This window comes from Aeromonas sp. ZOR0001 (genome assembly GCF_000801015.1).
GTDB lineage: Bacteria > Pseudomonadota > Gammaproteobacteria > Enterobacterales > Aeromonadaceae > Aeromonas > Aeromonas veronii.
In genome coordinates this window covers 54,618-80,049 of the sequence record NZ_JRJY01000107.1, presented here as the reverse complement: position 1 = coordinate 80,049, position 25,432 = coordinate 54,618, and the positions used below count along the sequence as shown (strand labels likewise).

The window sequence follows — 25,432 nt, the reverse complement described above, 5'->3', positions numbered from 1 at the left end:
GGTGGTACAGCGGCCGCAGCCGATGCAGCGGCTGTCGTACTCGGCCCAGACCGGATGGGCGGTGAGGATCTGGCGGATCCGCTGGGGGTCGTCACAGACGCTGTCCGGGGTGCGTACCTTGACCGGGTTGCTCTGGACAAACTCCGGGGTGAAGTCATCGGATTCGCCCAGTTCGGCAAAGTAGCCGAGCAGCTCGGGATCCTTCACCTCGATACGGGCACCCTCATCGCTCAGACGAATGGCGGCGGCGTAGTCTTGGGTCTCGTTGCTGCCCATGGAGACGCAGAAGCAGTTCTCGAAGCTCTCGCGGCACTCCAGCAGCACCAGCTTGAGCTTGCTGCGCAGTCTGGCGTAGTAGACGTCGCTGTTCTGGCCGTTCTTGAGATAGACCTGATCAAGCCTGCGCAGGGCGTGGATATCGCAGCTGCGCAAGAACAGCAGGGTGGGCTTGGCCTCCACCTTTGATTCGCGCAGCTCCAGATTGTCGAAGTGGAACAGGGTCTGGGTGATGGGGAGCACCACCTCTTTCGGGGAGAAGTGGGACTTCTCCTGCCACACCAGATCGGCCGGATGGCGGATGCTGTGGTAGGTGACGTTGTCGGTGTCGGAGAAGCGGCCGCCCCGATATTCGGCCGCGGGCGCCATGATCCGGTAATCGGGCAGCAGCCGCTCGAACAGCTGCGCCAGCGCGGGATGGGTGAGAAGAAACGACATAAATAAACACCTTGTATGAGGGTGAGATGCCCTGGCATAGGGATGAGGCGCAAGCCGCTAAGAGTGTCTGGCACCGGTTCTGGCCGCGCTTGCCTCGCCACGGTCTGTTTTTATGACTCATGTTGCTCAACTGACCCGATTGTTATTGTGTTGGCGGCGCGTGCGTCGCGGCAGGTCGGGTCATGCCTGTAAAAACCTTATCAATTGAGCAGGGCGGCCTGATAGCCTGCGCACTTGCCCATCACGTATCCCATCTCCAGCTTGTTGATATCGCGGGTAAAACGGGAAACGGGGAAGTAGTCGGCCGGGGCGATCACCTCGATCTGGCAGTCGTCCGGCGGATTGGCGATAAAATCGAGCGCCTCGTTGTAGCTGCGATCCCGCTGCTCCAGCGCCTGTGCCAGCGCGGGGCGGGTCTTGAGCAGAGTGCGGATCATCCAAGGGAAGGGCATCGGCTTGAGCCGATAGCCAAGGGGCTCGGAGAGGATCACCGTCAGGTGACGGGCACCGCGGCGGTAGGCCTCGATCACCGGGATGGAGTCGGCCACCCCGCCATCTGTCATCGGTACCCCGTGCACCTCCGGGTATTCGTGGGAGGCGAGGGGAATGGCGCAGCTGGCGGGCAGCACCTCGTTCATGTTCTCCGGCTTGACCCGGATGTACTCCGCCTTGCCGGTCAGGGTATTGGTCACCACCGCATAGAAGGGGATGCCGGTCTCCCGGTAGGCGTGAATGTCGAGGGGATACTTGCGGCAGCTGGTGTTCCACAGCCAGTGGATGTCCACCAGATTGCCCCCCTTGGCAAAGCGCAGGGGATCCATAAACTGCTGGCTGCACGCCAGTTTGGTCAGGATCTCGTGGCTGCGGCCATGCTGGCTGGCGAGATAAGCCAGCAAGTTGGTGGCTCCCGCCGAGACGCCGATGGCGAAGTCAAAGGGGCGATAGTCATGCTCGATAAACGCATCCAGCACGCCGCTGGCAAATATGCCGCGCATGGCACCGCCTTCTACAACCAATGCGCTGGGGGATGCGTTTTTGTTCATGACAGGCACCTCATTGATAAGTCAGAGAGAAAAAGTGGGAAAGAGAACGTCCGGGCTGTCAGGCCGACCGTTCTGACAACCAACCGGGGTTGGCCATCGCAATGAGGTCATTCTAGGAAGGGGATGGTGTTTAGAATATCTGTTAATAATGAATCAAGTGTTTTGTATTTCTAAACGATAGTGATAAACCCGTTGTGATCAAAGGGGTTGTGTAGGAGTCTCAATGACTCTGTGATGGCTGGATATTGGCAAGGATGAGTGTGTCATGACGTTATTGGTTCCCCCGCTGCTCCGACGTGGCGATACCATCGCTTTTTTCTCCCCCTCCAGCGCGGCGACCGCCTGGGCACCCAACCGTTTTGCCCGCGCCAGAGCCTTTCTTGAAGGGCAGGGCTTTAGGCTCAAGGCGGGCAGCCTCACCGGCCAGCAGGATCACTGGCGCTCCGGCTCCATCGTCGCGCGGGCTGAGGAGCTCAATGCCCTTATTCGCGACCCAGAAGTACGCTGCATCATGTCGGTGATTGGTGGCAGCAACTCCAACTCCCTGCTCCCTTACCTCGATGTTGATGCGCTGAGGCGCGATCCCAAGATCATCGTTGGCTACTCCGATGTGACGGCGCTGCTGCTCGGCATCCATGCCAAAACTGGCCTGGTTACCTTTTATGGTCCGGCGCTGGTGGCCTCCTTTGGCGAGTTGCCGCCGCTGGTGGATGAGACGCTGGCCAGTTTTTTACAGATTGCGTTGGCCGATGAAGCTGGCGTCCCCTGCACGCTGCCTACCCCGGCAAAGTGGAGCGATGAACGGCTGGATTGGGAAAGCCAGACCCGGGCCAAGTGCTGCCAGCCCAATCTGCTGATCTCGGTGGGTTCAGGTCGGGTTGAGGGACGGCTGATAGGCGGCAACCTCAACACCATGGCGGGGATCTGGGGCTCCCCCTATATGCCGCCCATCGAGCGAGGTGACATTTTGCTGCTGGAGGACAGCCTGAAATCTGCCGAGACGCTGGAGCGATCCTTTGCCCATCTCAAGCTGTGCGGGGTCTTTGATAGGATCGGCGCGCTTATCCTCGGCAAGCACGAGTTGTTCAACGATCAGGGTAGCGGCAAGCGCCCCCTCGATATCCTGCTGGAGGTGGTGGGGGAGCCAACTTTCCCCATTCTGGCGGAGTTTGACTGCGCCCATACTCACCCCATGCTGACGTTGCCGCTGGGTATCGAAGTGGCGCTCGATCTCGACAGGCAGAGACTCACGCTACTGGAGCCCTGGTGGCGAGCAGAATGAGGGCGAAATGAATGTCAAAAAATGGGTGTCAAAAAACAAGGCCGCTGATGCGGCCTTGTCTGTTTTTGTGGAGAGGGATCAGGGCAGGGCATCGGGCCGGAAGCTGGCGCGGATCTGCGGCACCAGGCTTGAAGGGTCGAACCCTTTCTCCTCCCCCAGCACCGGATGAAGCAGGGGTTTTTCTTCGATGGGGGTGATATCCCCCGCCAGCAGCTGGCGGGTGGCCTGACCCATCTGGTAGAGCTGGCGCACCGGCGCAAACTGGGTCGCCAGATTGAGGGGATCATCTGCGCGGGTGAAGGCCATCATGGGGATCTGGTAGGTGGCATCGCGCGCCGGCTTGTCACCGTGAATCCCCTTGCCGGCGGACATCAAAAACGGCTGGTGATCGCCAAAGGCCACCACCAGATAGCGCTTGCCTGACTGGTCTAGGGTCTTGAGCAGTCGCTCCAGCGAGGCCATGGCATCCACCACCCCGGTGTAATAGGTGTTGAGCAGCTGGGTGTCACTCTCGCTCTGGTTCGGGCAGGCGCCGCTGCGCTCCTGCCCCTGATAGCGGGGGCCATCGAAGGGGCCGTGCCCCTGCATGGTGACCGCGTAGGCAAACAGCGGTTTGTCATCCTGTTCGCTGCGCTTGAGCAGGTGGTCGATCAGCGCATCATCGGAGATATAAAGCCCCTTGTGCTCAAGGGTGGTGAAGCGGGTGTCGAACCAGCGCTCCTCATAGCCAAGCGCCGGGATTGCCTTGGCGCGGCCCCAGAACTTCTCCACATAGGGGTGGGCGAACAGGGTCTGGTAGCCGCTCTGTCTGGCGCTCTGGGCCAGCCCCGGCACCTGCTGCGAGAGGTAGTAGTAGGGCACCACCCCCTGCTTGAGCAAGCCCACCGGCAGGCCGGTGTTCATCTCGAACTCCGCCAGTACCGTCATGCCGCCGGTGGTGGGGGAGTGGATGGTTTTTTGCCACTGCTGCACGCTGGCGGGCAGGGAGAGGGTGGGGGCCGGGGCGCAGATCCGCCCCTTCCAGTCGAGCCAGAGCGACTCATATTGCAGCACGATCACCAGATCCCAGCGCGGCGCTATGCCCTGGGGCGGATAGCTCAGTTGCGGGGCCAGCTCGTTGATCTGCAAGGGGTAGCGAAACACGCTGCCGCTTTGCAGCATCTCGTCCACCAGATTGAACAGATAGAGGCCGGGGCCGGAGCGGATGATGTCCCTGTGGTAGTTGACCGCACGATCCACGTAGCGAATGTTGGCCCCCAGCAGCTTGTTGCCGGTCTGGGTGGCAAAGACGCACAGGGCAAAGAAGGCAACGGTGGCCGCGGCTGTGCGCAGCACCCAGCGTGACAGGGCAAAGCGCCAGCAGAGAAACAGTGCCAGCAACACGGTGAAGATGGGCAGGATGGGGTGCTGGTCGAGCAGGATCCGCAGCAGCGCCAGCAGGTTGCCAAAATCGTCCCCGCCGAGCGGCACGCCGTAGATGGCGATCTTCATAAAGTTGGCCAGCAGACCGATGCCTGACAGCGCGGTAAAGACCAGCCCCATATAGAGGTTGAAGCCCGCCAGCGCGCATAGGCTCCAGCCCAGCACCATGCTGCCCCAAGCGAGATAGTAGTGCTCCGGCCGAAAACCTGACCAGAGCAGAAACTCCCCCAGCTTGAACACCACGAAGCCGTGCAGCAGCACAAAGGTGAGGTTGCCGAGCAGCAGGCTGCCGATGATCCGCCAGCGCAGGCTGCGGCGCAGCTTTGGCAGCACCGTATTGAGCACGGCGGCGCTCAGGGCCAGCACCAGCGTCAGGCTCACCACCAGATAGGTGAGGTTGAAGCCCTGCTCCGGCAGGGTTTGCAGGATCTGGCTGAAGTCGCCGCTCTCGGGGCGATCCTTGAGCAGCAGACCGATGCGCAGCTGATAACGGCTGGCCAGCGCGTCATCCGGGGCGCGCAAGGTGCTGTTGAGATCCAGGGTGCAGCGGTTATTGCGGCACACCTGACGCTTATCCACCGCCTGACTCAGCTGGTCAATCCGCTCCCCCTTGTCGTTGAGCAGCTCCACTCGCACCTTGTCCCCCGCTTGCAGCGGCCCTCGCAACTGCCACTGGCTGCGCACCACCAGATAGAGGCCGCGGCTGTCGCTTTTATAGAGCAGGGCGTGGCGGGTGAGGGTGGCCAGCGGATTGTCGGCGGGGCCCAGCACCAGCGGTTGGGCACGGCCCAGCCAGCTACCGGGATTGATCAGCGGCAACAACAGGGTCAGCAGCAGCAATCCGCCCAGCAGGGCAAGCAGCAGAGAGGGCAGACTCAGGACGCGGGGGCGGCCTGAGGAGGGGCGATTCATATAAGCTCATCCTTTGAGCGAGTGAGGGAGAGATCGTTCATCCGCATAGAGTTTGACCCGATGGTGCGGGCCTTGTTTCAGCTTGTCAATTTAATGACCACTTAATGAATATTTGGTTACAGCTCAACCTTGCAAATTGTGATCCCGATCGAGGGGTTGTTCGGAATATGTGATGAAAGCGTCATCATGGGGTTTTGCCACTGGCTTGGGAGGGATCTGCTGTTTAGTCTCTCGATAGCGACTGGAGGTACATGTATGAATCCCAAAGTGATGGCACGTCAGGCCAGATTGCTGCGCATGCTGGAGAGCAAGGAAGAGATCCGGATCGGACGCGAGCGCGACTGCCCGCTGCCTCTGGCCCAACTGGTCAAGCTGAAGGATAGCCATCCGGCTGTGGTCAAGGTCTATCGCCACGGTCTCACCGCCGAGGTGTTTCACCTCAAGGTGGAGGGGCATCACTGGTGCCTCAAGCGGCGCCGTCAGGATTCACTGGTGGCCAATCTTGATGGCAAGACTGCCTTTCTGACCGAGCTGGAGCGGCGGCGCGAAATCGAGGCGCTGCGCGAGCTGCACCCTACTGTCCTCTCCCACGTGGTCTGCACCAGCTTCGGCTCGGCGCGGGCCGGGGTGCTGGTCTCTCCCTGGTTGCGGGGTGTGCCGGTCCATCAGCTCAACGAACGCAATCTGGCCCAGATGCTGGAGGTGCAGGGGGAGCTGGCCCGCTGGGGCTGGTTTGACTGGGACCCGAGCCCGGGCAACCTGCTCGATGACGGCGAGCAGATCTGCGTGTTCGACTTTGGCTATATGTGGACCTTCGATCCCCGCTTTGAATACAACTCCAACGGTCTGGTCGACCCGCAGTTCCATGTGCCGGAGCGGTTGGAGACCCGCACCCTCTCGGGGCTTTGGCTCGATGAGGCCGATCCTCTGCCGCAATTTCGCTACTGGCGCGAGCTTTGTCTGAAATGGGTCAAACGGGAGATCCACCACCTGATCCGTGAAGGGGCCAGCGCGCCCGTGCTGGCCCGCCTGCACGCCCTGCAAGGGGAGTGGAGCGCCGCGCTGGCGAGCGACGAGGCGCTGGTCGCCAACTGGTGGCGTGACATGTATCGCAGCCACCGACTCGATGTGGCCGATGATCTGAGCGGCCAGAGCTGCGGCCCGCTCACCCTGCGTCGCCTCGACTGGTTGATGCAGGCGGTGAAGGATCACTATCCGCTGCTGGTGGACAATCTCTCGCCTCAGGAGACTGAGCTCGGCCAGACCGGGCTGCTGACCCGCTTGCAGCAACTGCGCCGGGAAGCCGTGGCCTGCCAGTTGCCTGCCACCAGCCTTGCCTGAGCCGATACCTTTGCGGAATACAAATAAACAGGGCGCCTTGCAGGCGCCCTGTTGCATGGCCGGAATTGCCTCGGTTGAGGGTCAGTCCAGCAACTCCTGATGGAGGCGGTTGACGATATTGCCCGCCTCGCTCTCCTTGACCAGGAAGCAGAGGTTGTGGGCGCTGGCGCCGTAGCAGATCATCCGGATGTTGTGCTCGCGCAGGGCGTCAAAGACCTGACTGCCCACCCCGTTCACTTCGCTCATCCGGTTGCCGATGAGCGCCACCAGTGCCAGACCGGTTTCCACCTCCACCTTGCAAAGCTGGCCCAGCTCGGCCAGTACCTTGTCGCTCAGGATCGGTTCGCCGTTGCTCTGGCTGCCGGTGTGATCCAGCGTCAGCGATACGCTCACTTCCGAGGTAGTGATGAGGTCGACCGAGATGCGGTGACGGGCCAGAATGCCGAACACTTCGGCCAGGAAGCCGTAGGCGTGGAACATGTTGAGGCTGTGCAGGGTCACCAGCACCTGCTGGCGGCGCAGGGCGACGGCGCGAAACAGCGGGCTTGAATCTGTGCTGGCGCGGATCCAGGTACCACCGGCGGCGGGGTCCTTGGCGGAGCCGACAAACACCGGAATATTCTGGCGCACCGCCGGTTGAAGGGTGGCGGGGTGCAGCACCTTGGCGCCGAAGGTGGCCATCTCGGCCGCTTCGACAAAGCTGATTTCGGGAATGGGGCGGGCGCGGGTGACGAGGCGCGGATCCGTGGTGTAGATGCCGGGCACATCGGTCCAGATCTCGATACTGGCGGCATCGAGCGCTTCGGCGAGCAGGGCCGCGCTGTAGTCAGAGCCGCCGCGACCGAGCGTGGTGGTGCGGCCATCGCCATCGGCGCCGATAAAGCCCTGGGTGATGATCAGGCTGTCGCCAAGCTGCGGGCCCAGCGTCTGCTGGCAGAGGGTACGGGTGGTGGCCAGATCGACGGTGGCCTTGCCAAAGCGGCTGTCGGTGCGCATCAGCTGGCGCACATCCTGCCAGTGGGCCTTGACGCCGCGCTGGCGCAGCAGTTCGGTAAAGAGGCGGGTAGACATCAGCTCGCCGCAGGCGATGAGGCGATCGGCCAGCTCCGCATCGGTATGTTGGTGGGCTTGCTGGGCCATGAGGCGAATTTCGTCCAGCTGGCCATGAATGAGGGCGCTCACATCAACAGGGTTGCCGAGATCGGCCAGAATGGCCTGCTGGATCCCGGCCAGTTTGGCCAGCTGCTCGTCGCGGCCCGCTTCGTCCAGCTCCCCTTGTGCCAGAGCGACCAGCAAGTTGGTGACACCGGCGCTGGCGCTCAGTACCACCACCCGAGTGGCGGGATTGGCCAGCACGATATCGGCGCAGTGATTCATGGCCGGGAAGTTGGCGACACTGGTTCCGCCAAACTTGGCGACATTGATCGGGCTCATTGCTTACTCCTGTCTTATTTTAAGATTCCGGTTCCATCGGGCAAAAAAGAGAGGAGGAGGCTGAAAATGGCAGGAATGAACGAAGCTATCCCGGCCAGAAGCACTCCACCTGCAGAGCCCATCCCGTACCGCCCCTGACAGGGCGCGGTGGGGGATGATCACTACCGATGACAACCCGGGGGATTCAGCCCCCGCGGCCGACGTTGAGGTTACCAGTCTCCTCACTCGTCTCGGCGCTGCTCCCCCTGACCCAAGTTCACCGGACGCTGGCGTCCTCCCTTGGGCTGCCTGGGCAGCGCTCCTCTTCTGGCTCCACCAGGGCGGTGGAGTGCATTTAGAAATACCCTGCGTTGGATTGCACTGTCAATCGAGTTTGTGAAAAAGTTCAAATTGTCAGCTAACTCAACACAGAATCAATGGCTTAGGCAATGGTCTTTGACAAAACCTTGGAACGGCGCTGCCAGTTGTAGAGACGCTGGCGTGCCACCGGCAGATCTTCCACTTCCAGCGGATCGAAGCCCCGCTCCCGGAACCAGTGGATGGAGCGGGTGGTGAGCACGAACAGGCGGCGAATGCCGAGCCGCTTGGCCCGCTCGGCCACTTTGGCCACCAGCTGATCCCCCCGGTTGGAGTTGCGATAGTCGGGATGGATGGCGACGCAGGCCATCTCCGCCATCGCCTCTTCCATAAAGCAGTAGAGGGCCGCGCAGCCGATGATGAGGCCATCGCGCTCGATGATGGTGAACTTGTCGATCTCCATCTCCAGCTGTTCGCGGGAGCGGCGCACCAGAATGCCTTCCTCCTCCAGCGGGCGAATGAGATCCAGAATGCCGCCGATATCCTCGATGGTGGCGGCGCGGGCCTGCTCGGCACTTTCCCGCACTATCTGGGTGCCGAGGCCGTCACGGCTGAACAGCTCCTGCAGCATGGCGCCATCATCCTGATAGCTCACCAGATGGGAGCGGGGCACGCCGCCGCGGCAGGAGGCAATGGCTGCGCGCAGGTAGCGGGCGGTGCCGGACATCTCTTCGCCCGCCTGCTCCAGCTCCACCAGCAGCTCTTCGGCCTGCTCGGGGAAGAGCTCGGAGATGGCTTCTCCGCGCCTGTCCATTACCCCCTGGGTGCTGCTAAAGCAGATGAGCTTGTCCGCCTTGAGATCGACCGCCACCCGGCGGGCCACCTCTTCGGAGCTCAGGTTAAAGCTCTCGCCGGTGACCGAACAGCCGATGGGGGAGATCAGTACCAGACTCTTCTGATCGAGCTGGCGGGTGATCCCCTCCACGTCGATGCGGCGCACCCGGCCGCTATGGCAAAAGTCGATGCCATCATCCACCCCCAGCGGCTGGGCAGTGACGAAGTTGCCGCTCACCACGCTGATCCGCGCCCCCTGCATGGGGGTGTTGGCGAGCCCCATGGAGAGCTGGGCGGTGATGTCGTATTGCAGGCCGCCACACACCTGTTTGATGATGGTGAAACTCTCGTCATCGGTGACCCGGATCCGCTTGTGGTACTGGGCCTCGATACCGGCGCGGGCCAGCGCCTCATCGTTTTGCGGACGTGAACCAAACACCAGCACCAGGCGTATGCCCAGTGTCTGCAGCAGGGCGATATCGCTGACGATATTGGCGAAGTTGGGGTGGCTGATGGCTTCTCCCCCCATCATCAGCACAAAGGTGGCACCCCGATGCACATTGACATAGGGGGTGGATTGCCGGAAGGCATTGACCAGACTGGGTTCGCGTTCACGCACTTGATATTTCTTCCATAAAAAAACAGCGATTGGCTCAATATATGAAAATTAATTCACAAATCAAGACTAAATATTGATTTTGGTCGTTTCTGGTCTACGAGGGGCGGCTTGGCCGTGCGGATCGGGAAAGAGTGACGGACGGTGCAGATGGCCGCTGGGGCGAGCGGGGAGGGGGCCGCCGGTTGATCCGGCGCGATAAACTGCTATCTTCGATGCTCCTTTTCGTCAGCTGTGTGATTTCACAGGGTTTTATACAAGGACAGAATTCATGGAACAGATTATTTCACCGGCAGATGCCCTGCCGGGACGACGCGAAGCGATGGTGATTGGTCAGCAGCATGCGGTGAATGGCAACCCGACCCAGGGTCCCTGGCCCGAGAACATGGAGATCGCCTGGTTTGGTATGGGCTGTTTCTGGGGGGTGGAGCGCCTGTTCTGGCAGCAGCCGGGCGTCTACTCCACTGCGGCCGGTTATCAGGGCGGCGTGACCCAGAATCCCACCTACAAAGAGGTGTGCAGCGGCTTGACCGGCCATGCCGAGACGGTGCAGGTGGTGTTTGATCCGGCGCTGATCAGCTACGGCGATCTGCTCAGACTGTTCTGGGAGCAGCACGATCCGGCGCAGGGGATGCGTCAGGGTGGGGACATTGGCACCCAGTATCGCTCGGTGATCTTCTATGGCGATGAGAGCCAGCAGATCATTGCCCAGCAGAGCATGGCGGCCTATCAGCAGGCGATGGCGGCAAGCGGCGACAGCCGTGCCATCACCACCCGCATTCTGCCGCTGGCGCCCTTCTACTATGCCGAGGATTACCATCAGCAATATCTGGAGAAAAACCCGGATGGTTACTGCGGATTGGGTGGCATCGGAGTCTGTTTGCCGCCCAGCCTGAACCGCTGAACAGGTTTGTAGTCGATTTCTTAATAAAAGTGAAAATAAATGGTCGGAGGAGGGAACTTATTGCGACCAGTCGGGACTAACTAGGTAGCGTCCAGGGATCGGATGCAAAGTCCAGACACATTTCTTGCCTTGATAACCGCCTGATGAATGAACGCACTGGCGGGTTGAAAATGATAGCAAGCAGGGCTGCCCACCAAGGCGGCCCTTTTCCTTATCTGCTGTTTTGCAATCTTGCGTTGGGCGGGAGAGCCGGACGGCAGATCAGCCGATGGCGCTGTCGAACAGGTTCTTGATGAGATCGATAAACTCGATGAGGAAGGTTTTCTGTTCCGGGGTCGGGGCGCGCAGCCAGACGGCGGAGAGCACCTCTTCCAGATCGGCGACCACGGCGTCGGCCTCCTGCATGATGGCGAAACGCACCTTGGGATCGAGCTGGGGGTTTTGCTCGCAAATGGCCATCAGGTTGCTGGCAACACGGCCACTGACCAGATCTTCGATGGTCTCTTCACCATCGTTCTGTTGCTGGGATTCAAACAATCCCAAACTCTCCACCAGATACTCGATCAGCGAGATATAGCCTTCACTTTCTACCACCATGGTTGCTGCCTCAATACAGTAACAATACGAAAATTAAGCGTATTTTAGTGGCTTGCCCTAGCTTGGCAAGCAGCAGTGCAGGCGATGGCGAGTAAAACTGACTCCGCCCCGCTCCACGCACTCCAGCCCGGTCAACGTAAAGCCATGTCGTAAAAATAGCTCATAACTGAAGGCGCTGGCCTCGGTGGTGATGAGGGGCAGACCGAGCCCTCGGGCCGCCGCGAGCGCCGTGGTGAGCAGCAGATTGCCCAGTCCCTGGCGCTGATGGTCGGCGCTCACATAGAGCAGACTGAGGTGGCCATCGGGGCTCAGAGTGACAAACCCGAGGGGCACATTTGCCAGCTCCGCTACCCAGCCGTGGTGTTCGCGCAGCTGGCTGACAAAGCCCGGATGTTGTGAACCGAGGGCCCACTGCTCCACCTGCTCGGCGCTGTAGTGCTCGGGGCCGCAGCGTCGCACCGCCTGCTCAAACAGGGTCACGAGAGCGGGGATATGTGCCTCGCCAAGGGGGACAATACAAAGTGCTGGATTAAGTGCTGGGGTCATAAGGTTGGGTCGTCAGTGGGGGAGAGGGGGCGCGGCGCCTGTGGCCGTTTGGCTTTGGGCAGACCCGAGACAACCCGCTCATAGGAGTGGTGCACCCAGCCTTGCCACAGATCATCTGGCAAGGTGCTGTTCAGGGTCACTGTGTTCCAGTGTTGCTTGTTCATATGCCAGCCCGGTTTGACCTCGGGGTGGATCTCGCGCAGCAGCAACGCCAGTTCTGGCTCGCATTTGAGGTTGATGGTAAGCGGCTCGGCCTGCCAATCCACCAGCGCGAACATCTTGCCCGCGATGCGGTAGACCAGGATCTCCGGGCCAAACGGGGTATCTTCGGTGGCGCCTGGCAGGGTCAGCAGAAAGTGGCGCAAACGGGTCAAATCCATGGAAAGTTCTCGCGCAAGGGGTGATCCGGGTCATGTCAGGCGCATATCTATCGGCGGGGCTGTTCTGTTAATATGCGCGCAGCCGAGTATACCCCCCATCACCAAGGGAGCCTATTGGATGTTGTATCACAAGACTTTCGAACTGGGTCCCGAGCGGGATTGGGTGGTGTTTGTCCACGGCGCCGGTGGCAGCTCCTCCATCTGGTTCAAACAGCTGCGCGCCTATCGCGAACACTTCAATGTATTGCTGCTGGATTTGCGCGGCCACGGCCAGTCTCACCAGCTGCAACAGGTGGTCAAGGGCCACTACAGCTTTCGGGAAGTGACCGAAGATATCGTTCGGCTGCTCGATCATCTCGACATCCGCCGCGCCCACTTTGTCGGCATCTCCCTTGGCACCATCCTTATTCGCCATCTGGCGGAGCTCTGCCCGGAGCGGGTGAAAAGCATGGTACTGGGGGGCGCCATTTTGCGGCTCGATATCCGCTCGCGGGTGCTGGTGCAGCTGGGCCGACTCGGCCAGCACTTCCTGCCCTATATGTGGCTCTACCGGCTGTTTGCCTTCATCATCATGCCGCGCCAGCACCATCAGGAGTCGCGCAATCTCTTTGTGCGCGAGGCCCGCAAGCTCTGCCAGAAGGAGTTCAAACGCTGGTTCCGCCTCGCCACCGAGGTCAACCCGCTGATGCGCTACTTTCGTGAACGCTCCCTGCCCATTCCCACCCTCTATGTGATGGGGGAGGAGGATCATATGTTTCTGGCACCGGTACGCGAACAGGTGGCCCGCGATGCCAGCTCTTCGCTGGCGGTCATTGAACAGTGCGGCCATGTCTGCAATGTGGAGCAGCCGGAGCAGTTTAATCGTACTACCTTGGATTTTATTACTCGCCAAGTCGGTGTTGCTAACCCGTAATTGCCGTGCACTTGTATTGCTTATCGCCGCATTTTCCCTACAAGCGTTGGCAGCGAAATAAATAAGCCCCCGACAGAAAAAGTCTGTTAGGGACTTATTTTAATGCTATGTATGCAGGACAAACTAGGAGCTAGCTCTATCTTTTGCTCTAGCAATGTAGTTCATGCCTGTTAGTTCTGATTTCAAAAACTCATCATCCAATAGCTGCAGAAAATTAGAACAGCGTGATATGCTATTCAAGTCAAATTGACTACCGTCTTCTGTTAATTTTAGCTTCCCTTCATAGAAGGGTTTGCTCATGGCAAACGAGATAATTTCTTCATTAGATAAATTTTGCTCTATCACTGCTGAGTTTTTAAAGACCTTGACAAATTTCCTGGCGAAGTTAATTTCCTTGTTAATCTGTTTGTTAAACTTTTCTAGATTTTCGACAAGACCGCGCGATTCAATACTTGTGCAATATTGGGCTGCCTTGGCATGGATGATTTTGTCAAATCCTAACTCTTTCTCAAATGCTCTAACATTATTAATTAAATAGTTCTGTCCAATTTTGGCAAATATAAAGCTGTTATTTAGCCTCAAAACATCATCTGTCATTTTTACGACGCGGGTCTTATGAGTTGTAAAGAAAACTCCTTTCCCCGAAGTCCATAGAGATGTTCTATGTATGTACTGATAAAATGAGATTACTTTCCCATCACTTCCTTTAAGCCTTATGACAACAGCTTTAATACTTGACAGACCTTTGCTTCTAACTTGGTACTTGCCAATTATTTTATTGGCTTGCATCTCATTGACTTTATCTAAATACTTAAATTCATGAATTTGGTCATCAAAATCAAAATAGTAAAGCGCATGCTTTCTTTCATCGGCATTAGATAAATTTGGAATTGAGAATTTTTCGTTATCAGTGAATTTGTTTTTCAGGTCACTGACAAAGCTAACCATAAACTCATCCAAACCCTCACTTTCAATATCAGAATCATAGAGTTCATTATTGTCATCATCAATAAAAAAAACTTTAATCCCTGAGCATGTGTCTAGAATGCTCTTCATGTCACTTTTAATATCATCTCTAGTCATTATTTATTTTCCTAGCAAAGCAAACATCTTCTGAGATAAATTTATAGGCAATGTTCTGCCCTTTTCTTAAGTCATGTTTTGTTAATACAATTACGGAATGGTAATGGCTGACATGATCTGCTAACGTGGCCCTGTATAGTTTGTATCCATAAATAGATAGCGTAGGATTTGTATAATATTTATCTGTTCTGACAAAGATGATGCCAATTACAATTAATAAAAATAAATAAGCAAGCAACTTTAATGGGGAGTCAAAGTTTAGTCCTGCAAACGGAACAATATATGTCGCTAAAAAGCTTAAATGTTCATAATTTTCACTTTTACAATCAATTACCAATAAGCTGTCACTAGCACTTCCATTAAGCTCAAAGTCGAATTCACGTCTTAAGAACTCGCAGTATGCAATGAGAGCCAGCATTAATATAGGAAGCCAATTCGATAAGGCATAATATATAATAATATTATGTTTTAGGTCACTATCCGAAGGTGGAGGTTCTATGTTAATGGAAAGGAAAATTACCATGACAAATAAAAACATAAGTGAAAGAATGTAAAGCTTTATTTTCTCCTTAGTATTCATATTCAGCCTCTAAATTATTCCTTAACATTATCCCACTGTTATTATTAATAAATTTTCCATCAAATTGAATCCTTACCGCACTGAGTTGCAGTTCCCCGAGTACAGCGTTTAACCAGATTGGACGTTGATCAAATATCGGTTTACCTCGGCTGCCTTTGGGGTCATGAGTGCCGGATGAGAAAGATATCAAACGGCGACCAATTTAAGTGAGCAAAAAGTTATTTATCGCTCGGATTTTGAAAGGTTTTTTGACGAGGATCAGACTTGAGCCAAGTTGGCAGCGGGGTGAGTGGGTAAGGGGAGTTCAATAAATAAACAGATAAGGCATCCTTGGCTACTGGCGCCAAGTGACAGAAATGGCTGGGCAATATCACAGTGATGCCCTGTTATAAGGGTGATTTGTTTTTAGGTCATCGAGCAGACCGGCCACGTTTGTCGAGGGTGTTCAGTAGCCGGTCATCTCTAGATAGCCGACGCCCTTGGCATCCCCCGAAACAGAGACTGCACCCTCCCAGTAGTCAAAGCGACCTGTCATGGCCTGATTGGGCTGACGGGCTTTGATGGTGAGGCTCATACCGGCGGCGTTTAGCTGCCACTCGACGGGGTAATTCTGCCCCTTGGGGCCGCGCCAGGTGTTGCCCGGGGTGAGGCGAATCGCGTCGGGGGCGAGCACCCGGCTGCTGCCATCCGGCTCAATCAAGATGCCGTAGCGGTTCTCAGGCTCTGCGCGTCCCGATTTGGTGCGCAGCCGAAACAGCATCAGCTCGCGGCCATCGTTCAACTGGAGCGAAAACCAGTCCCAGCCCGATTGCCACTCGGCCAATACCGAGCTGCTCCACTCGTGATCAAACCACCCTTGTCCTGTGACGGTGCGGGTCTCGCCATCGCGAGTCAGGGTGCCGCGAAGAGTGAGGCGCGGGTAGGAGTAGTAAAAGGAGGCGTTGCCCGGGCTCTTCTCGCTGTAACCGGCCTTGCCTTGCAGCACTAGCGGCTTGGCGGCAGTGACGGTGAGGTTCAGCTCGCCAATCTTGCTCTGCACCTTGAGGGTGGCGGGGAAGAGCGCCGCCCCTTGCGAGGCAAGTCGCCACTCCCTGAGCCAATATTGGCCGCCGCTGGCCCCCGCCAGTCCCGGCCCCTGCCGACTGGCCCGTTCATCTTGCTGGTGGCTGCCACGATCGAGATCCGTGATGGCAAACTGGGCCAGCCAGAGCTGGGGAGTGAGCCAGGGGTTGCTGGTGCGGAGTTCTTGCTCGATACCCTGCCTAAACAGGGTCCACTGCATGCCATATTCGCGCCCCTGCTCATCCTTGAGGTTGCCGGTGAGATACCACCACTCGGAGCGGTAATCGGGGTGGGCGGCGTGATCCTCCGGCAGTTTGATAGTTTGCCCCGGCAGCACCTTTTTAAAGCTGTCGCTGCCGCCGCCGAGCAGGGCGCCCAGATCGCTGGCCTGCGCGCTGTCGATCATGGCAATCAGCGGGATCAAGAGGGCTGCGAGCCACAGAGGCCGTAAGGAGGACAAGCTTCCCCTCACCCTGGCCCTCTCCCGAAGGGAGAGGGGATGGTTCAATGCCGCACTCTGCTCTTCTCTGCGCTGAAGAAAGGGCGGAGAGAGGGAAGTGCTCAATGGGAGCTGCAAGCCATGGCTGAGCCAGTGCGCTAACCGATATGTCATACCACTCTCCTTGCCGCATACCAGGATGCCAATGCGCCACAGACCGGTGCCAGCAACAGGGCGGTGACCGCATGAAGGGGGGCGGCCTCGAAGGCGAGGCGCCAGCCAAAGGCGCGGGGGTTAACCACCTCGATCAGCACCCAGGCGAGGCCATACCCCACCGGCAGTGCCAGCAGGGCGGTGAGCAGCCCCAATCCCGCCCCTTGCCACACCAGCAGCTGGCGGCAGTGGCGGGGGCTCAAGCCCAGACTCTGCAAGGTCTGCAGCTCGCCACGGCGTGCCAGCCCCAGTACCATAAAGGCCGAGCCGATCCCGACAAAGGCGATGCCAAGGATCAGCAGTTTCAATAGCTCGGTCACCACAAAGGTCTGGTCAAACACCTTGAGCGCCGCGCTGTGAATGGCGGGGGCGGAGAGCAGATTGAGCTGCTCGCCAAAGCGCTCGCGCAGGCGATCGGCCAGTTGTTCGGGGTCGTTGCTAAAGAGGGCGAGGGATTGCACCGCCCCCGCCTCGAAGGCGTGCAGAATTTGCCCCTTGTCGCTGCCGTAGTCCTGATAGACGCCGGTGACGGTGAACTGCCTTGGCCCCTGCTCGCCGCTGATTGCCAATGTCTGGCCCACTTTGACCCCGAGGCGCACCGTCAGCGGTTCGCTCGCCAGCACCTCGTCAGGACGGGTCGGCCAGCGTCCGGTCAGCAGCGGATAGGCCGCTTTAAGCTGGGGGATAAAGTCCATCTGCGCCCACTCGATGGGCTGCCCCTGCCAGCGGGCGGGGTGTACCGAGCGGCGCGAGGCGGCGCTCACCAGCGGATTGGCGAGCAGGGTCTTAAGGGTTGTATCGCTCAAGGTGCCCTTGTTGTCCGCCACCCCCTTGGGGGCGGTGACATAGAGATCGGCGGCCAGACGCTGGCCGAGCCAGATCTCCACGCTTGAGCGAAAGCTCGACACCATGACCCCGATGCCGATGGCCGCCGCGATGGCGAGCTGCAACGCCATCACCGCGATGGCGGTGCGATCGAGGTGATAGAGGGTCTCGGCCACCCCGAGCCGGGCGGTGAGGGGACCGCCCGCGCGCCGTCGCAGCCAGCCAAGCAGGCCGCGCAGGGCATCGGGCAGCCAGAGCGCCATGGCCAGCAGCCAGCCGCCGGCGATAAAGAGGGCGCCACTCAGACCCGTTTGCGGCAACCACAGGCACAGAGCGCACAGCAGCAAGATGGCGATGGCCAGCACGCGCCGTCGCCACGGGTGCACGGGGGGACGGCTGTTTCCTGCTCGCAGTTCGAGGGGGGATTGGCGCAGCAGTTGCCACCAGCCGGGCAGGTTGGCGGTCAGCGTGCCGAGCAGCCCGATCAACAGCGCCTTGAGCAGGCTCACGGGGGAGAGGCGAAGCAGATCGATGGGGTTGGGCCCATAGAGATCGGCCAGCGCCTGGGTCAGTTGCCCCATCAGCACCAGCGCCAACAGGCTGCCGAGCAGCGCCCCGAGCAGGGTGCCGAGGGTGGCAAGAATAAGTAGCTCCAGAATGAGCCAGCGCAGCACCCGACTCGGCCCCATCCCCAGAATGATCAACTGGGCCAGCTGGGGGCGGCGCACGCTCTGGACAAATCGCTGGGCGTTGAACACCAGAAACAATCCTACCGCCATGGCGAGCAATGAGAGCGCCGTCAGGTTAAGGGCCAGCGCATCGCCAAGCTGGCTGGCATCGAGCGCCGGGCTGATGGGTTCAAGCCACAAGGGCTGGTTAGGGTAACGGGTTTGCAGAGTGGCCTGCAGGGTGCGAGCCTCGTCTTCACTTAGCTTGAAGACGATGCGATCGAGCCGACCCGCTTTGCCCAGCAAGGGCTGGGCGAGGCCGATGTCGGTTATCAGCAGTCGCTCCATGGGCACGGCGCCCGGTTCAAAGGTGCCTGCCAGCGTCAGGGTCAGGGGTTTGGCGCTGGCGCCATCGTTGCCGCCCAATACAAAGCGGCGGCTCTGGCCCGCCTGCCAGCCAAGGCGCTCCGCTTCGGGGGCCGCCAGCCAGATGCTGTCGGCACGGGTTAAGGAGAAGGCGGGTTCGCTCGCGGGTTGGGCGCCAAACAGCTGGCGAAGGGGGCCGGGGTTGAAGAGATCCATCCCCAGCAGTTGAAAGCTGCGCCCCTCTTCATCCTTGAGCCAGTCATGGAGCTGGGGCATGGCATCGAGGGCGGGCTGGCTGGTCACCAGCTGCACGTAAAGCTGCTCATCCAGCCCGCCAGCGTGGGCCAGCCGGTAGTTGGCTTCCCCTGCCAGCTGGCTGCGAGCGGCGACGAAGTTGGTGCGGGCACTGTGATTGAGCAGCTCGATGGCCACTACCAGCGACACCCCCAATACCAGCCCGGCCAGACTCATCAGCAGCAACCAGGGGTGGCTGCGATAGAGGCGCAGCAGCGCTTTGAGTGGCAGCATCAGCATGCCCCCGGCTGGCGCAGTCGCTGTTTAGTCATGACGGGGCCCCTTGAGCTCGATAAGTTGCCCCCCTTCGAGGCGAAGCACCCTGTCTGCCAGCGCAGCATAGGCGGGGTTGTGGCTCACCAGTAGCAAGCCTGCGCCGGTATCGCGCACCGCCGCCACCATCAACGCCATCACCTGTTCGGCATTGTGCTCATCGAGGCTGCCGGTGGGCTCGTCGGCGAGCAGCCACTGGGGCTGATGGATAAGGGCGCGGGCCAGCGCCACCCGCTGTCGCTGACCGCCGGAGAGCTGCTCCGGCCAGGCATGGCGCTTGTGGCTCATATCGAGCCGGTGCAGCAACTGGTCAATCTTTGTCTCATCCGGTGGCAGAGCGTTGATGGCGAGCGGCAGGGCCAGATTCTCGGCCACGTTCAGGGTCGGCAGCAGGTTGAAATCCTGATAGACGATACCGAAATGGCGGCCCCGCAGGCGCGCCCGCTCGTCTGGGGATCGGGTGTCGATCCGGGTCTCCCCCAGCCAGATCTCACCTTCGTCCGGTGCAATCAGCCCGGCGATCAGATTGAGCAGGGTGGACTTGCCGCAGCCGCTTTGGCCCAGCAGCAGGGTGATCTCGCCAGCGGGGAGGGCGAGATCGAGATGGTGGAACAGCGGCAGTCGTTCACTGCCGTTATCGAAGCTCTTGCAGAGGTTGCGCAGGGTCAGCATGGGGTAACCGTTTGATGGTCAATGGCTTTCATCATGCTTGGTACGCTAGCACGGCCGGCATTGATCAACACCCCTTACGGTTGATCAAGAGTGCCAGTTAGTGATCAAGGCGGCAAAAGAGCAGTGGATCCTCGCTGGATCCCGCTTGCCCGAGGTGGTTAGAATAGGGGCTTCCATGGGTCACAGGATGAGCAAGGATGTTACACAAGCAAGTCAGTTTTATCATCGATAGCAAGGGCAACAAGCAGGCTGCCGTCGTCCCCATCGAGATCTACAACGAGCTGATGACCCTGCAAAAGGCACTCTCCGACAACCGGCCGGGGGAGCGCGAGCTCTACCACTTCAACGGCAAAGGGGCCGAGGCTCACGGTTATCCGGTGGGCAAGCGGCAAAATCCCGGCTTTATGGTGCTGGCCGGTTCAACCGCCAATGGCGAAGATGCAGCCTCCCTGCGTGAAGCGGTGATCGAGCTGCGTCACGAACTGCTGGAGAAGGGGGTCATAGTGCCCCGCAGTCAGGGCGGCTTTGTCTTTACCGCCGATCAGCTGTTCAACAGTCCGAGTCTGGCCGCCAGTCTGGTGGCGGGCAATAACCGCAGCGGTCTGGATGCCTGGCAAAACAGCGCAGGCTATACCCTCAAGCAGTCGGGTTTCGGCAAGAAATAATCCCGCGTTTCGACAGCAAACCAATTAAGCGTTAATTGACCTGGATGAATTTTTCTTTTCATCCAGGTGCTAGCATCATTGCCAGACGGTTCTAAAAGGAAGAGACCATGTCTGCGCTCACCCCTGTTATTTTGCTGCTGTCCCTGTTTATCCCTCCCGCCCATGCCAGTAGTGGCCCTGTTCTGTTGACATCCTCCTCAATCGGACTTTTTTGTGTCGGATTGTTTGTGTTGGCCTACGCCCTGGTGATGGCTGAAGAGTATCTGCAACTGCGCAAGTCCAAACCCGTGCTGGTGGCCGCCGGGGTGATCTGGATCCTGATCGGTATCGCCTATGCACAGCAGGGGATGAGCCCTGTCGCCGAGCAGGCATTTCGCCATACCCTGCTGGAATATGCCGAGCTGATGCTGTTCCTGCTGGTGGCGATGACCTATATCAACGCCATGGAGGATCGGCGGTTGTTCGATGCCCTGCGCGCCTGGCTGGTGCGATCCGGCTTTCACCTGCGCACCCTGTTCTGGTTGACCGGCGGGCTTGCTTTTTGTATTTCGCCGGTGGCAGACAACCTGACCACAGCGCTCTTGATGTGCGCCGTGGTGTTGAAGGTGGCCAACGGAGATCGACGTTTTGTCAATCTTGCCTGCATCAACATAGTGATCGCCGCCAACGCCGGAGGGGCGTTCAGTCCCTTTGGCGATATCACCACCCTGATGGTGTGGCAGGCGGGCAAGGTGCAATTTGGCCAGTTCTTCACCCTGCTTATTCCCTCTCTGCTCAATTTTCTGGTGCCAGCCATCCTGATGAGCCTGATGGTGCCGCGTCATGTGCCGGAGGCTGATAACGAGGTGGTCGATCTCAAGCGGGGGGCCCGCCGTATCGTCGCGCTGTTCTTGCTGACCATCATCACGGCGGTGCTATGCCACAGTTTCCTCCATCTACCACCCGTACTGGGCATGATGCTGGGGCTCGGTTATCTGCAGTTTTTCGGCTTCTTTTTGCGCAAGTCGCTGCCACGATCCCTTGCCCGCAAGCGTGCGCTCTATGAACGCAATGGTGATGAGGTGCGGTTGCGCAGTCTGGGTTCTGTGGTGCCATTTGACGTGTTCAACAAGGTGGCCAAGGCGGAGTGGGATACCCTGCTCTTCTTCTACGGGGTGGTGATGTGTGTCGGTGGGCTGGGCTTTATGGGGTATCTGGAGCTGGTATCACACTGGCTGTATGACGCTGGGGACCCCACCATGGCCAACATCTTCATCGGGGTCTTGTCCTCCGTCATCGACAACATTCCCGTGATGTTTGCCGTGCTCTCGATGAACCCGGATATGGCGCTGGGACAGTGGCTGCTGGTGACCCTGACCGCCGGAGTGGGCGGCAGCCTGCTCTCCATTGGCTCTGCGGCCGGGGTGGCCCTGATGGGACAGGCCCACGGCATGTATACCTTTTTTGGCCACCTGAAGTGGCTGCCTGCCATCTTGCTCGGTTATCTGGTGAGCATAGGGGCGCACCTCTGGCTCAACAGCGCCCAGTTCTGAACGTCTGGCCGCCAGTACGAGCCAGTACGAAAAGAGGCTTCCGTTGACGGAAGCCTCTTTCGTTTTCCCTGACAGGTGGCGGGGGATCAATCGCCTCGCTTGCCGGTCAGCAGCCAGTAACTCAGGGTGGAGCCCACGCCGCAGCAGGCGATGGCGATGGCCATGGGCAGCGGTGAGTGGGGCGGATTGAGGTTGACCAGAATGCCGACCAGGGCGCCGATGCCAAAGCGCAGGGTGCCCGCCAGTGCCGAGGCGGTGCCCGCAGATTGCGGGAAGTGGCCCATCAGGCCGGTCATAGCGTTGGCGCCCACCAGACTGATATGGCCGACAAACAGTACCACCGGAATGACGATGCCCCACAGACCGCCGGTCTGGCTCCAGGCGTTGTAGACCAGCAGGGCGCCCGCGCAGGGCAGCACCAGCAGGCCGTATTGCAGCATCCGCTCGGCACCCACCCCTTTCACCAGTCGGCTATTGACGAAGGTGACCACCATCATCAGCAGGATATTGAGGCCAAACAGCCAGCCGTAGTGCTCGGTCGGCACCTTGAAGTACTCGATATAGACGTAAGGGGAGCCGCTTAAGAAAGCGAACATGCCGGAGCTGGAGAGGGAGCCGCACAGCACATAACCCATGGCGCCGCGATGGGAGAGCACCCCCCAGTAGTTCTTGAGGATCTGGCCTAGATTAAGGGGCTGACGGTGCTCCGGTTTCAGGGTCTCCTGAATTTTCCACTGCATCACCAGACAGATCAGCAGGCTGATCCCCACCAGCAGCCAGAAGATCACCCGCCAGTCGGCGTGGGCACTGATATAGCCGCCCACCACAGGGGCCACCAGCGGCGCCAGCGTCATCACCAGAATGACGAACGACATGGCGCGAGAAAACGCATCCTTCTCGAACAGGTCTCGCAGCAGGGCATTGACCACCACAGAGCCCGCCGCACCGCCCGCTGCCTGCAACATCCTATAGGCCAGCAATTCGGGCAGGGAGTCCGCCATGGCGCAGCCCACCGAGGCGATGGCAAACATGATGAGCCCCGCCAGGATCACCGGCTTGCGGCCATAGCTGTCGGCGAGCGGGCCGTAGAAGAGCTGGCCGATGGCAAAGCCGCCCAAAAAGGCGCTGATGGTGAGCTGGGCACCGTCGATGCTGGTAGCCAGATCCCGGGCGATGGCCGGAATGGCGGGCAGATACATATCCACCGCCAGCGGGGTCAGACCCGCCAGGGCGCCCAGCAGGATAAACAGGAAACGGGGGGAGAGGGCGGCAGCCTGAGCTGTTGGCGATTGGGGCATAGGGTATCCGCTGGTGAACCTTGGTTGAAAAAGGGAGAAGGGCGAGTCTATCAGGTTTGCCCCCGCTCGGCATGACGTTCCTGCCCCCTCAAAAGGGGGAGGTGCCCGGCCGCTCAGCCACCTTGGGAATCACGCTTGCGGTCATGCGGGCGCGCTGCGCGGATCACCCCCCCCAGCCAGAGCAGCCAGGCCAGCAACGAGATGGCGTACCCGAGCCGCTCCGGCCAGCGGGCGGTGAGGGTAAAGGTGAGGCTGTGTTGTCCGGCAGGCACCCAGACCTGCACCAGGCCGTTGCGGGTGCTGCTGACGCTCAGCGGCAGGCGCTGGTCGAGCCTTGCCTGCCAGCCCGGGTAATCAAACTGGTGCAGGATCAGTTTGGCGGGCGCCGGGGCATCCACCGTCAATTCGATATGACGAGGCTGCCAGCGCTGGATCTGCCAGTTCACCCCCTGATGGTCGCTGGTGATGGCGGGCTGGAATTCCTCTTTCCAGGCCAGCAGGGTGGGGGCAAACATGCCGCGCGGCACCTGCTTTGGTCGGTATTCGCGGGCGCTGCGCTTGCTGTCGAACTCCCCGTCGAGCTGACTCTTTACGGGAGCCTGGGTGAGCGGCGCCTCGCGTACATAGAGTCCCTGCGAGAGCAGGGTGAGGGCAAGCAGTAACCACCAGACCCACTGCCACGGGCGATAGGTGGGGGTACCCAGCGCTACCACGGCGACGGTAGCGATGACCAGCAGCAGATTGAGGCGCCAGGGAAATTGCACCAGTTGCAACGGAGTGAGCAGGCGCCACAGGGGCTCGCTTGGTGGCAGCATCATCAGAAAGCTCAGGGTGCCAATGACCCCCCAGAGCAGCAACTCGGGATGGCGCGGCTCGCGGGCGGCAGCCCAAGCTACCAGCAGCAGAGCCAGGGTGAGCAGCGTCAGCCAGGCGAGATGGCCGCGAAAGCGCCAGTCATCACGGCTTTGGGGCAAACGATCGAGAAAGTTGCGCTGAAATTCGAACATGCCGGTGCGCATCTGCTCCATGGAGATCCCCCCCTGATCCAGCAGGGCGGGCAGCAGCAACAGGCTGGCCATCGCCAACCCCCAGAGCTGGCCCAGCAGGGTGCCAATGAGCGGGGAGGCGGTGACAGGGACACTGACAAGCGTTGTGCTCCCCTTGTAGCGCCAGACCAGTAGCAGGCTGCGCAGGGTGAGCAAGCCCAGAATAAGCAGGGTGCTTGGTAGATGGGAAAGCGTCAGCATGGAGACGGCCAGTGCGAGCAGCAGTAGCGCAAAGGGGGCGCCGCGGCAGAGGCGATCCTGCGCCAGCAGTGCCAGCGGTGCCCAGACGAAGGCCCAGCTCTCTGCCAGGGCAAAGCGGGCGTAGATATCGATGGCCAGATGATAGGGCAGCGCCATATAGAGTAGACTGGCCGCCAGCGCCCGTCCGTGGCCGGCAAAGGGGCGCAACCAGAGATAGGCAAACAGGCCGGAGAGCCAGAGTGCCACGCTGCTGCTCCAGAGCAGCGGCGTTATCGCCTCGTGGGCCAGTGGGGTGGGGCCAGCGAACAGGGCGCTCACATAGTAGGGCAGGGGGGGATAGAAGAAAAAGACCGGGCTGCCGAAGGCGCCGTTCATCTCCATCAACCAGCGCGGATAGAGTTCACCTTGCCACAGTTGCACGGCAAAGAAGTGACCGGAGAGCAGGTGGTGAAACAGATCATGGCCCTGACTGCCGCCGCGCAGCCAGAATGGCAGCAACAGGAGGGCACAGGCCCCGGTCAGCACCGACAAAACCCACAGCCACTCTCTGGTTACACGCATAAGGAGACTCGTCTGTTATGGATGCGCAGTGAGTGTACCCGAGTTGTCCCCCTCTTTTTTAGTTGCCTTGTTGGTTTTTTGTGCTCTTTCTGTGTTTCTTGTCACTTTCCCCATGGGTTGTCTGCAGCGAGGGAATGGCGAGCCAGAGGCCGGGCTCGGCGGCAAAGCGTGGGGCAAACCAGTGCTGGCGCACCGCAGTGGGCATTTCGCTTGCGGCGATGGGGCGGCGACTGAGGCGGCAGGCTCCCTGAGAGAGCGCCAGCGCCGCATCCCCCTTGTACCAGCCATCGGTCACCGGCAGTGCCGTAGTCTCCCGCAGCAGTCTCACCCCCCACTGGGTCACCAGCGCCGGGCAGACTGTTTCTGCCAGCCTTGCTGCCTGCACCATGGCGGGCGGATGGGGCAGGGTAAAGGTCGCG

At 59.6% G+C, this 25,432-nt stretch carries 21 protein-coding genes, 1 pseudogene and 1 riboswitch; of the genes and pseudogenes, 6 read left to right on the top strand and 16 right to left on the bottom strand.

The window, feature by feature from the left end:
* On the bottom strand, window positions 1-714 hold a 714-nt coding region (locus tag L972_RS13835; protein ID WP_047438917.1), incomplete at its 3' end, for a sulfite reductase subunit A.
* 200 nt (window positions 715-914) lie between these two features.
* Window positions 915-1,757 (bottom strand): patatin-like phospholipase family protein, encoded by an 843-nt coding sequence (locus L972_RS13830; protein WP_042080448.1) that lies wholly within the window; start codon window positions 1,755-1,757, stop codon window positions 915-917.
* 265 nt (window positions 1,758-2,022) lie between these two features.
* On the opposite strand from L972_RS13830, the gene L972_RS13825 reads away from it, so the two are divergent.
* Complete coding sequence (locus L972_RS13825) at window positions 2,023-3,039, top strand: S66 family peptidase (protein WP_047438914.1); 1,017 nt, start codon at window positions 2,023-2,025, stop codon at window positions 3,037-3,039.
* A 78-nt stretch (window positions 3,040-3,117) separates the two neighbouring features.
* Here L972_RS13825 and L972_RS13820 read toward each other — a convergent pair whose 3' ends face one another.
* Window positions 3,118-5,373: an LTA synthase family protein gene (locus L972_RS13820; protein ID WP_047438912.1), complete on the bottom strand. Its 2,256-nt coding sequence runs from the start codon at window positions 5,371-5,373 to the stop codon at window positions 3,118-3,120.
* Window positions 5,374-5,628: 255 nt separating this feature from the next.
* On the opposite strand from L972_RS13820, the gene L972_RS13815 reads away from it, so the two are divergent.
* Entirely contained in the window at window positions 5,629-6,714 is a 1,086-nt protein-coding gene (locus tag L972_RS13815) for a hypothetical protein (protein ID WP_047438910.1), read from the top strand.
* 81 nt (window positions 6,715-6,795) lie between these two features.
* On the opposite strand, the gene lysC is transcribed toward L972_RS13815, so the two are convergent.
* Both lysC and argA read right to left on the bottom strand, forming a co-directional pair.
* Window positions 6,796-8,148 carry a lysine-sensitive aspartokinase 3 gene (lysC, locus tag L972_RS13810; protein WP_047438909.1) on the bottom strand — a complete coding sequence of 451 codons (1,353 nt, stop codon included), beginning with the start codon at window positions 8,146-8,148 and terminating at the stop codon, window positions 6,796-6,798.
* 90 nt (window positions 8,149-8,238) lie between these two features.
* Window positions 8,239-8,462, bottom strand: a riboswitch (Lysine riboswitch).
* 107 nt (window positions 8,463-8,569) lie between these two features.
* Window positions 8,570-9,898, bottom strand: a complete 1,329-nt coding sequence (argA, locus tag L972_RS13805) for an amino-acid N-acetyltransferase (RefSeq protein ID WP_047438907.1) — start codon at window positions 9,896-9,898, stop codon at window positions 8,570-8,572.
* Window positions 9,899-10,166: 268 nt separating this feature from the next.
* Between argA and msrA the strand changes: the two genes are divergently transcribed.
* On the top strand, window positions 10,167-10,799 hold the full coding sequence (gene msrA, locus L972_RS13800) for a peptide-methionine (S)-S-oxide reductase MsrA (RefSeq protein ID WP_047438905.1): 633 nt from the start codon (window positions 10,167-10,169) through the stop codon (window positions 10,797-10,799).
* A gap of 261 nt (window positions 10,800-11,060) precedes the next feature.
* Here msrA and L972_RS13795 read toward each other — a convergent pair whose 3' ends face one another.
* Genes L972_RS13795 through L972_RS13785 form a run of 3 tightly spaced genes read right to left on the bottom strand, consistent with a single transcriptional unit; the run spans window position 11,061 to window position 12,322 of the window.
* On the bottom strand, window positions 11,061-11,396 hold the full coding sequence (locus L972_RS13795; protein ID WP_005333735.1) for a DUF3802 family protein: 336 nt from the start codon (window positions 11,394-11,396) through the stop codon (window positions 11,061-11,063).
* Window positions 11,397-11,453: 57 nt separating this feature from the next.
* The gene (locus L972_RS13790) at window positions 11,454-11,942 is read right to left on the bottom strand and encodes a GNAT family N-acetyltransferase (protein ID WP_047438903.1); all 489 of its coding nucleotides are present in this window, start codon (window positions 11,940-11,942) and stop codon (window positions 11,454-11,456) included.
* Window positions 11,939-12,322: an MmcQ/YjbR family DNA-binding protein gene (locus L972_RS13785; RefSeq protein ID WP_047438901.1), complete on the bottom strand. Its 384-nt coding sequence runs from the start codon at window positions 12,320-12,322 to the stop codon at window positions 11,939-11,941. The genes L972_RS13790 and L972_RS13785 overlap by 4 nt, the downstream gene beginning before the upstream one ends.
* 118 nt (window positions 12,323-12,440) lie before the next feature.
* Between L972_RS13785 and L972_RS13780 the strand changes: the two genes are divergently transcribed.
* The gene (locus L972_RS13780; protein WP_047438899.1) at window positions 12,441-13,235 is read left to right on the top strand and encodes an alpha/beta fold hydrolase; all 795 of its coding nucleotides are present in this window, start codon (window positions 12,441-12,443) and stop codon (window positions 13,233-13,235) included.
* Window positions 13,236-13,358: 123 nt separating this feature from the next.
* Here the strand turns inward: L972_RS13780 and kwaB are convergent, their stop codons facing one another.
* The 5 genes from kwaB to L972_RS13755 form a co-directional block, all read right to left on the bottom strand.
* Complete coding sequence (gene kwaB, locus L972_RS13775; protein ID WP_047438897.1) at window positions 13,359-14,318, bottom strand: anti-phage protein KwaB; 960 nt, start codon at window positions 14,316-14,318, stop codon at window positions 13,359-13,361.
* Window positions 14,311-14,898 (bottom strand): anti-phage protein KwaA, encoded by a 588-nt coding sequence (gene kwaA, locus L972_RS13770; RefSeq protein WP_047438895.1) that lies wholly within the window; start codon window positions 14,896-14,898, stop codon window positions 14,311-14,313. Before kwaA ends, kwaB begins: the two co-directional genes overlap by 8 nt.
* A gap of 445 nt (window positions 14,899-15,343) precedes the next feature.
* A complete protein-coding gene (locus L972_RS13765; protein ID WP_047438963.1) occupies window positions 15,344-16,384 on the bottom strand; it encodes a carotenoid 1,2-hydratase in 1,041 nt (346 codons plus the stop codon).
* A gap of 185 nt (window positions 16,385-16,569) precedes the next feature.
* A complete protein-coding gene (locus L972_RS13760) occupies window positions 16,570-19,005 on the bottom strand; it encodes an ABC transporter permease (RefSeq protein ID WP_193556527.1) in 2,436 nt (811 codons plus the stop codon).
* 24 nt (window positions 19,006-19,029) lie between these two features.
* A complete protein-coding gene (locus L972_RS13755) occupies window positions 19,030-19,710 on the bottom strand; it encodes an ABC transporter ATP-binding protein (RefSeq protein ID WP_047438894.1) in 681 nt (226 codons plus the stop codon).
* 197 nt (window positions 19,711-19,907) lie between these two features.
* Between L972_RS13755 and L972_RS13750 the strand changes: the two genes are divergently transcribed.
* Both L972_RS13750 and nhaD read left to right on the top strand, forming a co-directional pair.
* The gene (locus L972_RS13750; RefSeq protein ID WP_005333716.1) at window positions 19,908-20,375 is read left to right on the top strand and encodes a DUF4357 domain-containing protein; all 468 of its coding nucleotides are present in this window, start codon (window positions 19,908-19,910) and stop codon (window positions 20,373-20,375) included.
* Window positions 20,376-20,482: 107 nt separating this feature from the next.
* Complete coding sequence (gene nhaD, locus L972_RS13745; RefSeq protein WP_047438892.1) at window positions 20,483-21,907, top strand: sodium:proton antiporter NhaD; 1,425 nt, start codon at window positions 20,483-20,485, stop codon at window positions 21,905-21,907.
* 86 nt (window positions 21,908-21,993) lie between these two features.
* On the opposite strand, the gene L972_RS13740 is transcribed toward nhaD, so the two are convergent.
* The 3 genes and pseudogenes from L972_RS13740 to L972_RS13730 form a co-directional block, all read right to left on the bottom strand.
* A complete protein-coding gene (locus tag L972_RS13740) occupies window positions 21,994-23,205 on the bottom strand; it encodes a Bcr/CflA family multidrug efflux MFS transporter (RefSeq protein ID WP_005352704.1) in 1,212 nt (403 codons plus the stop codon).
* 113 nt (window positions 23,206-23,318) lie between these two features.
* Entirely contained in the window at window positions 23,319-25,013 is a 1,695-nt protein-coding gene (locus L972_RS13735) for a hypothetical protein (protein WP_047438890.1), read from the bottom strand.
* 58 nt (window positions 25,014-25,071) lie between these two features.
* Window positions 25,072-25,432, bottom strand: a pseudogene (locus tag L972_RS13730) (hypothetical protein); the annotation flags it as partial.